Source organism: Acidobacteriota bacterium, from assembly GCA_035529075.1.
In the GTDB taxonomy this organism is placed as follows: Bacteria; Zixibacteria; MSB-5A5; order GN15; family FEB-12; genus DATKXK01.
This window is the reverse complement of record DATKXK010000014.1, coordinates 377,722-390,275: the sequence shown is the minus strand read 5'-3', so window position 1 is coordinate 390,275 and position 12,554 is coordinate 377,722. Positions and strand designations below refer to the sequence as shown.

Sequence of the window (12,554 nt, the reverse complement as noted above, 5' to 3'; positions counted from 1 at the left end):
CTGCGCCGGCCTCGACCCCTCAGGTACACTTGCTCATTGGCGGCAATTTGATGTTTACAAGCGGTTGGGGATATTCTATCATAGGGGTGGAAGAGGATGTCGTCTGGTGGCGATCCCGGCCTTCAAAGCCGTGCGGGGGGCAATCGCATTGTCCCCGGTGGGTTCGATTCCCACCCCTTCCGCCAAGAATTGTTTCTCGAACAGACTCGGCTGCTAATACAGACAAGCGATAACGCATGAAACCATGCTGGAGACAGGAGTAAGACCGTGAAAACGTTTGTGCTGATGACCAAGCTGGCGCCCGAGGTCACGTCGAGGATGAAAGACCGCGCCAAAATCGGTGCCGCCTGGCTCGACCAGGTACACGAGAAGTGTCCGGAGGTGAAGTTCCTGGCGCATTACGGCCTGTTGGGAACGTACGATTTCATGGACATTTACGAGGCTCCCGACGAGGAGACGGCTGCCAAGGTGTCCATGATCAGCCGCGCCAACGGGGCGGCGGTCGCCGAAAGCTGGACGGCCATACCGTACAAGCGTATCGTGGAACTGGCGCAGGAAATTTGAAGTCCGGCCGGGGGCTGCTTGACGCAGTGTTAAACATGGGACCCTGTTGCAGTCTTGGCCGGGGAACTTAGCTGCCGACACATGTGCAGTCCGGACACCGGTGGCCGTGGTCGTTTCCTGGCAGTCCCTGGGGGTTACCAGTAGTTTGCTCTCACACAAAGGAGGTACGCGATGAGTTATCGACTCATCAAGGGTGAGTTTCACCTGTTTTACCGGAATGCCGCCGGGCGCCAGCAGGGGTCGGAGCCGGACGGCGATTCCATGTGGTTCAAACCGTACCGGCGCCAACACCTGCGCAATCTCCAGGGACGAACCGCCAAGTACAACAAGGGAGGGTTTGCCCAGTTGCGCTTTGAGGGAATCGACGCCCTCGAGCTGCATTTCGTCGGCGCCCACCAGCACCCGGTCGCGGCCACCGGCGCGCGCGATTCTCTGCTTCAGACGGCGGGATTCAACCAGGTCACTTACGCCCCGACATCGAAGATTCCCCTGCGCGTTCGCACGGCTCAGCCCCACCCGCTGAACGGCTACATTCTGACGCGGAACGTTGACCCCTACGGCCGCCCGGTGGCGTTTGTCTTTGCCGGCTCGCACCGCCGGCCGAGCGGTTCCGATCACTACCTGAGGCGGCAGGAAATCAGGACCAGCCTCAACGGACGCCTGGCGGCGGCCGGCCACGTCTACCCCGCCTTTTATACGGGCCTGCCGTACGATCTTCGTCTCGAACTGGTCGGCCTGTGCAGGCGGGCTCGCCAACGCCGGCTCAAGATGCACCGGGTCGAGCGCAGCTATGCCCGGCGCTGGTCCCGGGCCGACAGCCTGGCACAACTGGAAAAGCTGGCCGTCTGGCCGAAACTGTTCCGGCGGCTGGTCAAGTACTTCAAGGCACACCCACGGGGACTGACGCGGTTTGACGGCTGGCTGCGAGCCATCCCCAGCCGGGATGATCAAATCTGGATCATTTCCGAAGCACGGCTTGGCAACATGCACGATATCGTCGAAGTGCGCGGCGACAGGATCAGGATGAAGTACGATCCCGACGACCTGATTGTCGTCCCGAGATAAACGAACAGGTCGGAACCGATACAGACAGGGCCCGGTCGATGCATCGACCGGGCCTTTGTTTCAATCGTGATCGCCCGGAGGGCACGACACGGGCCAACGGCGATCCGGGCCATGCGTCACAGCCCGTCCGCCTGCCGGTTGAAGGATATTTACTCGCCCCGCTTCGGTTCAGGGTCGACGTGAATTATCACGCGGGTGACGTCCGGAAACTCGACAATCAGCCGACGCTTGACGCTTTTGGCTATCTGGTGTCCTTCTCTGACCGTGAGGCCGGGGTCAACGACGATATGCAGTTCCACGAAAATCTGGGCTCCGGAATGGCGCGCCCGCATGTCGTGCACCTGGCGCACACCCTCCATCTGTCGGGCCTTCTCAGCAAGCTGGGCAAGCACTTCCTGTCCGGGCGCCGTGTCTGACAGTTCTCTGAAGGCTCCCCATACGAGGTTGATCCCGATCTTGACGACAAAGAACGTCACCACCAGCGCGGCATACGAATCAGCCAGGTGCCAGTTCGGGTTAACGTACACGGCTCCCACGCCGATGAGCACGGCCACCGAACTGAGAGCATCAGAGCGATGATGCCAGGCGTTGCCTATGAGCACCAGGCTCCTGAGCCGTTTGCCTACGATGTAGGTGTACCAGAACAGACCTTCTTTGAGCGCAATGCTGGTCGCCGCGGCGTAAATCGCAAAGAGGCTGGGGATGGAGGCCTGATGAGTGTATATGGATTGAATCGCCCGGTAAGCGATGCCGAGCCCGACAAGAATGAGCAGCAGGCCGACCACCATGCTTGAAATCGTCTCTATACGAGCATGGCCGTACGGATGATCCTCGTCTTCCTGCTTGCGGCCCCATTTCAACCCGAAGATGACGACAAAATCGCTGAACAGGTCAGAGAGTGAATGCATACCGTCAGCAATCAGCGCCTGGCTCCTGCTGACGAATCCGACCCACAGCTTGAATACAACCAGCGCTACGTTAACCGCCATCCCGACCCAGGTAACCCTCAGACCTGCCGAGATGCCCCCGAGCAGGTAGTTATTATCAGGCGTGTCGGATGAAAGCTTGGCTGCACTCATGATCCGTAGAACCTCGTGAAAAACTCTTTACGATGCAACAGCGAATAAGCGCTTCGGCGCGGGCCGGTGACTCAAATCGACCTGACCGGCATCTTCTGCGGGTCGTCGATAAGCATGTGCTCTTTGATCGTATACGCTTCGGCGTACCTCACGCCCGCGAGCTGACCGAGCTGTCTGGCCCGCGTGTGCATGAATTCGAAGATGTTGACTCCCGGGTGAAAGACATCCCTGGTGTCCGGCTCCGGGTCACGACGGCCCTGGCTCGACCCGACGGCCTGCGCCGGATCCGGCCACGATCCGAATTGTGACACGTAAGCCGCCACCACTTCGATCTTACGCTCGAACTCATCGGAAATATCCACGAGGAACGAATAGTCCAGGTTGCGAAAATACGATACGTAGATGATCTTCCTCGGTCGAAACGGTTCGCCCGCGAGTCGCACCTTCTGCAATCCGGCCAGAAAGCACGCGTCGTAGCCGAGCCGGCTGGCGGCCAGGTGATCCGGGTGACGCTGCATCCAGTGCGGCAGCAAGACGAGTTCGGGGCGGGTGTCACGGATGACCTGCGCGATCTTGAGCTTGTTCTCGTAGTTGTATTCTACGGCCGAATCAGGGATGGAAGCGTTCTGCCGGAAGGCCAGGCCGAGCACCTCCGAAGCTTTGGCGGCCTCGGAAGCACGGTCGTTCTCGTCACCATGGGTGCCCATCTCGCCCTCAGTGAGGTCGAGGATACCGGTCAGGCGGCCGCGACCGGCCATCTTGATGAGAAGACCGCCGCAGGTGATCTCGGCGTCGTCGGGGTGCGCGGCAACGGCGAGGACGTCAAGGTGCACAGCGTTAACCATTCAAGACTTCCTGATAATACGATTCATACTCGCCCACAATTTTGTCGGCCCTGAATTTCGCCACCGCGGTCTCCGCTGCGGCTTTCTTGAACATCGACAGCTTCTGCCCGTCCCGCAACAACGACACGGCGGCCCGGGCCATCGCCGCCGTTTCGCCAATGGGCAGGAGAAAGCCGGTTTTGTCGTGATCGACGACTTCGACAAGGCCGGTGCCGGCCGAGCCGATGACCGGTACCCCGCAGGCCAGCGCTTCGAGCGCCGCCAGACCGAACGACTCCTCTTCCGACGGCATCAGGAACAAATCAGAGCACGGCAATATCGCCTCTACTCTCGTCTGATTGCCCAGGAAGATGACACGATCAGTTAGTCCCCGACGGTTTACCTGCCGGCGCGCCAGAACGATGTCCGGACCCTCTCCGATCAGCAGAAGACGGGCGGGCAGTTCGGAAGCGATCCGGTCAAAAATATCCACCACGTCAAGCGTCCGCTTCACCGGACGGAAATTCGAGATATGGCTGATAAGAAACTCCCCTTCTTCGGCGAACTCGCACTTCGGGACGTCATTCTGACCGGGCTTGAATCTATCGACGTCAAAGAAGTTGTGAATCACGCGTATCTCCTTGTTGATCCTGAAGACCTCTTCTGTCTCCCGGGCAAGGTATGCGGAGACGGCTGTAATGCCGTCGGACATGCGTATGGAAAACCGCGTGATGTCGTAGAATGACGGATCGGAGCCGACAAGCGTGATGTCGGTGCCGTGCAAGGTGGTTATGATCTTCGGCTGGCACGACCCGCTGTCTGCAAGCAGCTGCCTGGCCAGGTAAGCGCAGGCGGCGTGGGGGATCGCGTAGTGCATATGCAGGATATCGAGATTGTAGTTGCGGCTGACGTCGGCGATCTTCGAGGCCAGCGTCAGCGTATACGGCGGAAACTTGAACAGCGGGTACGCGGTCGTCTCCACTGCGTGAAACATCAGGTTGGTCTGGTAACGATCAAGCCGGAACGGCATGGCGTAAGACACGAAGTGGATCTCGTGCCCCCTGGCCGCCAGCTGCTGGCCCAGCTCGGTGGCGACGATGCCGGAGCCGCCCGCTACGGGGTAGCATGTGATGCCGATAACCATCTACTGCGTGTATCCCGACAGGTACAGCACCTGGTGTGCCTTTTCTTCACAATCCATCTTTTCATACATGAACGATACGATGTCAAGCCCGTATCGAGACACGAAATACGACACGTTCAGCGTCCGCTCCTGGAATCCGTGGTTGGGATAGGCCGCGTGCCACAGCCGATAGATCCGGTCGCGCGTTTCCTGGCTCTTCTTCTTGTGTGAAGAGAACACTTTGGCCTCGAACGCCTTGAGAGCAAAGTCGATCTTGCCGAGCGTCTGCCGGGCGAAGCTGCCCAGGGCCGGATCGAAGGCCAGAGAACCCTTACTCATATCCTCGAAATGAGTCTGTACGTGACGGCGAAGTTGTTCCAGCAGCCCCTGGAGATTCGGCGGGAAGGTCCCGGCGAGCACCCGATTGACCACCAGCTCAACGTCGCCCGCCAGTTCTTCAAAGGTGATACCATGCTCGCGCATCAGCCGTTCGTAGCGCGCTTCCAGAAGCGTGACGGTCGGCCGGGCGAGGTAGTATGGGGCCGGGAGATCAAACAGTTCGAAGATCGGGTTGATCTGTGCAAGGTACGCCAGCTCCGCCGGGCCGCCTTTCTGGGAGACCGTCGGCAGAAGGAACGATTGAAAGACCGGCCGCGTCATGACATCGGGCGAGAACCGCTCCGGGTACTCTTCAATAAGGGCCAGAAGCTCCGTGCGAGCCATACGCCCGTCGCCCACGACGAATGAATCTCCGGCGTGCAGAACCGGTGTTCTTCCCCCCTCATTGTAGAAGAGATGACTCGCGTTGTCCTTTTTCTCCACCTGGATGTGGTAGCCGGACTGCTCTATCAGGTGGTTGCGTTCAGTGATGGCCCGTCGGAGATCATCCTGTTTCTCAACAATGGCTGTGAAAAAGGGCACGGCGTGTCGCTTAACTGCCGGATCACCGGGACAGAAAAGTACCAGGCCTAGATCCTTCGTCAGCGCGGCCATGAACTTCCCGAAGGCAGTGACAAAGGTATCGTCCGGGGTGTACGCAGAGGCCACGAGTTGATACAATCCCGGCGTGAAGTCCGTCTCACCCAGACATTCACGCAGGGCGGCCATTACACGATTGAGTTCCCCGGCATCGGTGAACCTGATTTCGGCAGTCGGCAATTGTACTTCAGGCGCGGACTGGTAGGCCAGTTGCACCAACTGACCCTGCCGGTCAAGCACCCAGGCGTGATTGGCCTCTTCGAAATCGTGGTCATCGCCCGCGATCCAGAAAACCGGGACGACGGGACGCTGAAGTTCCTGAGTGTAGGCCGCCGCCGCCCTGACGGTAGCCAGGGCCTTTATCAACGTGTACATGGGACCGCCGAGCAGACCGGCCTGCTGTCCGGCAAAGACGCACACGGCGCGGGGATCACGCAGCTTGTCGATGGCCTCATGTGTCCCCAAAGAAGCCCCGTAACGCTGGTTCTGCTGGTGAAGGAAGCCGACCAGTAGCTCGCGGTCAAAGGCAATCATATCGAGTTTTTCCGCGACCGAGGCGGCAGTCGGGGCCTGGTAAAAGTTCCTGGCCGGATCGGAACCGGCCAGGAAATCCAGGTACATGTCAGTGTAGCCGAACGTTTTGCCCGGCGCTATCAGTCTGCTCGTCAAGAACTTCCCTCTTATGCAGTCGGGATTGCTTTCTTCTCTTTCCTGCGAAAGAGCGCCATGAAATCGTCAATCAACGTATAGACGACCGGCACCACCACCAGAGTCAGCAGGGTCGACGAGATGATACCGCCGATCGCCGCCCTGGCCATGGGGGCCCTCAGTTCAGCGCCCGGGCCAATCCCGAGAGCCAGGGGCAGCATGCCGAAAACCATCGCGAACGTCGTCATCAGGATCGGCCGCAACCTGATCGGGCCGGCTTTCAAGATGGCGTCCGTTCTGGAAGCGCCCTGCCTTCGCTGCTGTTTCACAAAATCGATCAGCAGAATCGCGTTTTTCGTCACCAGGCCCATCAGCAAGACGATGCCGATCAGGGACATAATCGAAAACGAGGAGCCGACCAGACCTATAATAGCACCTATCAGCGCCAATGGCAAGGACAGCATGATGGAAAACGGATCGACAAAGGACTCGTAGAGCGAAGCGAGAAGCAGGTATATGAAGATCACGGCCAGCACAAGCGCCCGGAAGATGTTCTGGAAGGCTTCAGCCATGATCTCGGCCAGGCCGACGGGCTCGATATGATAGCCGGGCGGCAGGTCGATTATCTCCTGGATTCTGGCCGCGATTTCGTTTGACACCGTGCCCGAGAATGATCCGCTGAGAACGTTGGCGTCCACGCGCACCTCGCGCAGGCGGTCATAGCGGTTGTACTGGCCAATCGAGGAGCCCTTGCGGATGGCGGCGACGCGGTTCAGCGGAACCATGAAAGTGCTTTTCCCTTCTACGTCCTTGTTGCTCGCTATCAGAATCCGGCCGACATCATCGGCCGAAGCGCGAAACCGTTCGTCCAGGCGGACGCGCACATCATACTCCTCGTCGCCTTCCTTGAAATGAGTGACAACCTCACCCTCAACCAGAGACCTGACGGTCGCTGGTATCTCATAAAGACCCAGTCCGAGGTCATTGGCCAGCTTGCGGTCAACCTCGATCTGGATTTCCGGCTTGCCCTCCTCAAGAGTGTTGTCGATATCGGCCGCCCCGGGAGTGGCATAGAAAACCTCCTGTACCCGGTGGGTAAGCATGGTAAGCTCATCCATGTCCGCGCCGCGGATGGAGAACTCCACCGGTTTGCCGCCCGGCCCGCCGTGGTCGCCGCTGCCTACGGCGATGCTTACGCCCGGGATTTCCCGCGTCAGCAATCTTACGGAATCCGAGATCGCCCACACGGACAGCTCCCGCTCCTCCTTGTCGGTCAGGAATACGACAATGCCGGCACTGGTAACGGGTTCGTTGCCGGCTCCTATCGTCGTATAGACATCGGTCACCTCGCTAAAGCTCCTGATCGCCTTCTCGGCCTCGCTGCAACGCCGGATCGTCTGCTGGAGGTTAGTGCCCGGGGGCGTCTCGACGCTGACCACGAACCGGCCACGGTCCGTTTCCGACATGAACTCAGAGCCGATGAACCGGCTCAACCCGAGAGCGCCGGCCAGGGACCCGACGGCTATCACCACCACCAGCCAACGATGCCCAAGTGACCGGACGAGCAGGCTCCGGTAGTGTGGTTTGAGGCCTTCGAAAAAGCCGTTCCAGACAGACAGCACCCTGAAGACGGGCTGCCAGAACACGTTGAAACCACGGGCCACCGCGGCGAGCGGGCCCTGCCTCTGGGAAAGCGGCGGACCGGGATTGTGGTTGAGCATGCGCGACGACATCATCGGCGTCAGCGTGAAAGCCACGAAAAGGGAGATCGACACGGCCACGGCGACAGTGATGCCGAACTGCGTAAAGAACCGGCCGACAATCCCGCTCATAAATGCGATGGGCACAAAGACCGCGACAATGGCGAAGGTAGTCGCCATCACGGCCAGCCCGATCTCCTTGGTGCCGCTGATAGCGGCCTCCATGGCCGATCGGCCTTCGCTCATATGGCGGTAGATGTTCTCGATCACGACAATGGCATCGTCGATGAGGATACCGACGGCCAGGGAGAGTCCCATCAGCGTCAGCATGTTCATCGTGTAGCCAAGCGCCTTCATGATCGTGAAGGTGGCGATTATGGAGATGGGTATGGAGAGACCCGTGATGATGGTCGGCCGGATGTTCAGCAGGAAGAGGAAGATCACGAACACGGCCAGCAGGGTGCCGAACTCGATGTTGAACAAGATCTCGTGCACGGAATCTTCGATATAGACCGCGTTGTCATCGACCGTCACGATATTGACGTCCGGGGGCATTTCCTGCTGAAGCCGCTCGACGGCCGCCCTGACCCTGACGGCAACGTCGACCGTGTTGGCTTCCGACTGCTTCACAACGCTGACCGAGACGGCCGACTCACCGTTGTAACTGGAGTACGAGCGCTGCTCCTGCACCGTGTCCTTTACCGAGGCGATATCCTTAACGTATACGGGGATTCCCTTGTTGTTCGTGACGACGACGTCATTGAACTCCGGGACGGTGTTGAGCCTGCCCATGGTTCGGACAAGGTACTCGTGGGAGCCCTCCTCGACCCGGCCGCCGGGGATTTCAAGGTTCGCCGCAAGAACGGAGCGCCTGACCTCGTCGATGCTGACTTGGTAGGATTCCATCTTGTGCGGATCCAGGGCCACGAGGATCTCGCGTTCTTCGCCGCCGATCAGCCGCACGCTGCCCACGCCGTCGATCGTCTCCAGGCGCCGCTTGACGACGTTCTTGGCCAGCTCGGTGACTTCCCTGGCCGGTCTCTCACCGGCCACGACGAGTGACATGATCGGCTGGGCGCCGGGGTCATACTGCTGTACGACCGGTTCCTCGATGTCGTCCGGCAGATCCGCCCTGATGCCGGAGACCTTCTCACGGACGTCCTGGGTGGCTTCGGCACCCTCTTTCTCCAGCTCAAACTCCACGATGACCAGCGAATAACCTTCCCGGGACTGGGACGTGATGTGTCGAATCCCGGAAACCTCGTTCACCGCGTCTTCAATCTTCTTGGTCACCTCGGATTCCACCGTTTCGGCCGAGGCGCCGGGATATATCGTCACGACGGTGGCGAACGGGAAATCAATATCCGGGAACAGGTCGAGTGAAAGACCCAGATAGGAGAACAGCCCCAGAACGAGCAGGGCCCCGATCATCATAGTGGCAAAGACGGGCCGCTTTATCGATATCTCGGATAACTTCATCTGTCAGCCTGAGTCCAGTCGGTGATGTTAACTTTGATGCCGTCGGTAAGGAAGTTCTGCCCGAGAGTAACGAGCGTATCACCCGCCGCCAGCCCCTCATCGACAACGACGCTCGGCCCAAGATCAAGGCCGAGCGAGATAGATTTCTTCCGGGCCACGTCGCCACGGACGATATAGACGACAGGCTGGTTGTTCAGGGTCACCACGGAAGGTCGGGGAATCGTCAGCACGCCGTCCAGTGCCTGTAACACGACGTCGATCCGCACAAACGTGCCAACACGCAGCACGCCCTCGGCGTTGTCAACCAGTACCTCCACCTCAAACGAACGGGTAACGGGATCGGCTGACTCGGAAATCGAAGTAGCCTGCCCGACGAGCTTCCCTCCGACCGCCTCGGATGACACCGTGACTTCGGAACCGATCCGGAACCGCCCGATGTATTCTTCGTTGACGGCGAATTTTACGCGCAGCCGTTCGACCGTGGCCACGGTGGCCAGCACCTGGCCGAGTTGAACCAGATCGCCCTCCGAAACAGCCACCGAGGTCGCGACGCCGGCAATCGGTGACCGGATTTCGACAAGCCGACTCACCGCGTCGAAGGCCGCCTTGTTGACTTCATATTCGGTCCGGGCGGCGTCGTATGCCGACTCGGAGATGGCGCCCTCCTTGAAGAGGTATTCCATCTTGCTGAAGTTCTTCTCAGAATTACGGTATACGGAGAGCACACTGCTGTACCGGGAACTCGGACCGTACTTGTCGAGCACCAGCAGCACCTGACCCTCGGTGACAGTCTGCCCCTCGCGGACGTTCACCGCCTCAACCGCCTCGGCCAGCTTGGCGTAGAGGACGGCCTGCTTCTCGCCTTCAAGAGACCCGGTAAAGGTTTTGACCAGCACCTGGTCGGAGCGGTCGACTATCTGTGCTTTAACGGCCACCCGGCGCTCGCTTTGCTCGACTTCATCATTATTATTGCCGCCGCATGAGGCACTCAGCAGCGACACAAGACAAAGGTGCCCGGCGATTACATACTGACGAACAGCTATCATGGCAAATCATCCACCTCATCTGTGTCTACGGTTGTAGCCCGCTTCAGCCGGGCCTTGGCCTCCCGGAAGAAGAAGGTCGCCTCGGCCCGGACCCGGCGCGCCTCTGTCAACGCCGCCTGGGCCGACAGCACTTCCAGTTGCGTGCCTACCCCGGACTCGTACCGAAGGTTAGCTATCTTCAGGCCCTCTTCAGCCTGGGCTATGGTTTCGCCCTGGATATCGAGAGCCTTCTTCGCCTGCCTGATGCGATCATATGCCTCCTCGACCTCCAGCCTGATGTCATCGCGCATCTGCGCGGAGGCCAGCCTCGTCTGATTATAGTCGGCTTTGGCCTGAGCCACGGCGCCGCCGACCCGCCCGCCCCTGAATAAAGGAACCGACAGCACCAGCCCGGCCGTCCAGGAGCGGCTGATGTTCTCCCGGAGGGTAAGCTTGTCCGACTGCGATTGCCAGTCATATTGAGAGACGGCCGCCAGCGACGGCAGGTAGTCGGCCCGTGCTATGCTGATCGCTTTTTTCGAGATATCGGTCAGATAATCGAGCTGCCGCATTTCCGGACGCCGGCCAAGGGCTGTGTCAACCAGTAACGTCATAGGCAGCAATGCGGCCAGCGAGGTGTCGTCCGGCTCCTCCATGAGGACCACTTCCTCATTGAGGTCAATACCCAGGAAAGACTTCAGCCGCTTGTCCGACAGGCGGACTTCCGATTCCAACTGGAGAATCCGCGGCATCAGGTTGGACTTCTCGACCCGCGCCCGAAGCAACTCGAATTCGGACACCAACCCCTGTGAGTAAAACTTCTCGACGACCTCAAGGTTGCGGCTGGCGGCTTCAAACGACTTCTGAAGCACCGCCAGAACCGAGCCCTGGAGAATGGCGCCGTAAAAGAGCACCTCCGCCTGGTACTTCACATCGGCTCTGGTCTGTTCGGCCTGCGCCCGGGTATAGCTGCCGTACAACCTGGCAATCCGGAGAGCAGTGAAGACCTTCCCTCCCTGCCAGATGGACTGCTGGAGGGTCAGGGAGGCGCCGAAATTGTTCTTAAAGCCGAATCGAATCTCCGTCGTTTTCTCTATGCCCTGATCGTCCGTGCTCGTCCAGAACATCGATCCCAGCTTCAGGTTCCGGTTATAGCGGCCGCTCAAGCTGACATCGGGCAGGGCGCCGGCCCGAGCCTTGCGCACGTCGCCCTGCGCCTTGACCACCCCCTCCTGTGCCGAGAGGTACATGCGGTTGAAGGCCAGCGCCCGCTGGCGGGCATCGGCGATCGTGAGCGTGGTGCGCGCCTGACCCCGGCCGGCGGCCAGGAGTGTTATCAGCAGAATCGGCATTAGGGTAGCCACGCGACGTGGCCGCATTGCTTTCATCAGGCTCTGCTCCGTGATTTTCGGTTCATCTGCATATCCAGGAGTGTCTGTAGCTGTTTGACCTGCGAGTCCGGGTCGACCAGCGACGGAGAAATCATTCGTATCCCGGACAGCCCGTGGACCAGGGCCAGCATCATCACGGCCAGATCGCGACACCTTTTCCGGCTGCCCGCACAGGCGGGGTCGACGTAGGTGCTGAACAGTTTGACCAGGCGGTCAAGGCGCCCGGTGAGGTGCCGCCTGACGCGCGGGATACGCACCGCCTGCAGCCACAGCGCGATCATGTCCTCGTAGTGCGGTCTGCGGTGACCGAGGTGCACGGTGAACAGCCGGTTGAGAAACTCGCCCGGGCTCATCCCGGGCTTCAGGTGGGCCGTGAACACCTCCTCGTTGTGTGCCGTGATGGCACGCATCAGTTCCATCAGGATGTCTTCCTTGCTCTTGAAGTGGAAGTACAGGGCGCCTTTGGTCAGTCCGGCGTGCCGCGCGATTTCCTCGGTCGTCGTGCTCCGATACCCCTTCTTCATGAAGAGTTTGTGAGCCGAGGCCAAAAGCTGCGCCCGGCGCTTTTCCGCCGGCAGCTTGGGACTTTGCCTGATCTTAGCCATGCCGCTTTCCCCAGTCTTGAAACCTTTTCGCCGGCAGCGTCTTTAGATACCTACCGACCGGTATCTAATATAC

At 59.8% G+C, this 12,554-nt stretch carries 10 protein-coding genes and 1 tRNA gene; 3 read left to right on the top strand and 8 right to left on the bottom strand.

The genetic code is table 11. From position 1 onward, the window contains the following. Positions 1-88: 88 nt before the first annotated feature. From VMY05_09210 to VMY05_09200, 3 genes are all read left to right on the top strand, one after another. A tRNA-Sec gene (locus tag VMY05_09210) sits at positions 89-185 on the top strand. Positions 186-267: 82 nt separating this feature from the next. Continuing rightward, positions 268-564, top strand: a complete 297-nt coding sequence (locus VMY05_09205) for a GYD domain-containing protein (protein HUV31250.1) — start codon at positions 268-270, stop codon at positions 562-564. A gap of 171 nt (positions 565-735) precedes the next feature. Further along, positions 736-1,629 (top strand): hypothetical protein, encoded by an 894-nt coding sequence (locus VMY05_09200; protein HUV31249.1) that lies wholly within the window; start codon positions 736-738, stop codon positions 1,627-1,629. 149 nt (positions 1,630-1,778) lie between these two features. Here the strand turns inward: VMY05_09200 and VMY05_09195 are convergent, their stop codons facing one another. The 8 genes from VMY05_09195 to VMY05_09160 all read right to left on the bottom strand — a co-directional run bounded on the left by VMY05_09195 (position 1,779) and on the right by VMY05_09160 (position 12,481). Beyond that, entirely contained in the window at positions 1,779-2,708 is a 930-nt protein-coding gene (locus tag VMY05_09195) for a cation diffusion facilitator family transporter (protein ID HUV31248.1), read from the bottom strand. A 71-nt stretch (positions 2,709-2,779) separates the two neighbouring features. Next, positions 2,780-3,553, bottom strand: a complete 774-nt coding sequence (gene bshB1, locus VMY05_09190) for a bacillithiol biosynthesis deacetylase BshB1 (GenBank protein ID HUV31247.1) — start codon at positions 3,551-3,553, stop codon at positions 2,780-2,782. Beyond that, positions 3,546-4,676, bottom strand: a complete 1,131-nt coding sequence (gene bshA / locus VMY05_09185) for an N-acetyl-alpha-D-glucosaminyl L-malate synthase BshA (protein HUV31246.1) — start codon at positions 4,674-4,676, stop codon at positions 3,546-3,548. The genes bshB1 and bshA overlap by 8 nt, the downstream gene beginning before the upstream one ends. Beyond that, a complete protein-coding gene (gene bshC / locus VMY05_09180) occupies positions 4,677-6,302 on the bottom strand; it encodes a bacillithiol biosynthesis cysteine-adding enzyme BshC (protein ID HUV31245.1) in 1,626 nt (541 codons plus the stop codon). It abuts the gene before it with no gap. Between the two features lie 11 nt (positions 6,303-6,313). After that, on the bottom strand, positions 6,314-9,460 hold the full coding sequence (locus tag VMY05_09175; protein HUV31244.1) for an efflux RND transporter permease subunit: 3,147 nt from the start codon (positions 9,458-9,460) through the stop codon (positions 6,314-6,316). Next, positions 9,457-10,506, bottom strand: a complete 1,050-nt coding sequence (locus VMY05_09170) for an efflux RND transporter periplasmic adaptor subunit (protein ID HUV31243.1) — start codon at positions 10,504-10,506, stop codon at positions 9,457-9,459. Before VMY05_09170 ends, VMY05_09175 begins: the two co-directional genes overlap by 4 nt. Beyond that, positions 10,503-11,873, bottom strand: coding sequence for a TolC family protein (locus VMY05_09165; GenBank protein ID HUV31242.1), 1,371 nt, complete (start codon positions 11,871-11,873; stop codon positions 10,503-10,505). The genes VMY05_09170 and VMY05_09165 overlap by 4 nt, the downstream gene beginning before the upstream one ends. Next, the gene (locus VMY05_09160; GenBank protein ID HUV31241.1) at positions 11,873-12,481 is read right to left on the bottom strand and encodes a TetR/AcrR family transcriptional regulator; all 609 of its coding nucleotides are present in this window, start codon (positions 12,479-12,481) and stop codon (positions 11,873-11,875) included. Before VMY05_09160 ends, VMY05_09165 begins: the two co-directional genes overlap by 1 nt. Between the last annotated feature and the right edge of the window lie 73 nt (positions 12,482-12,554).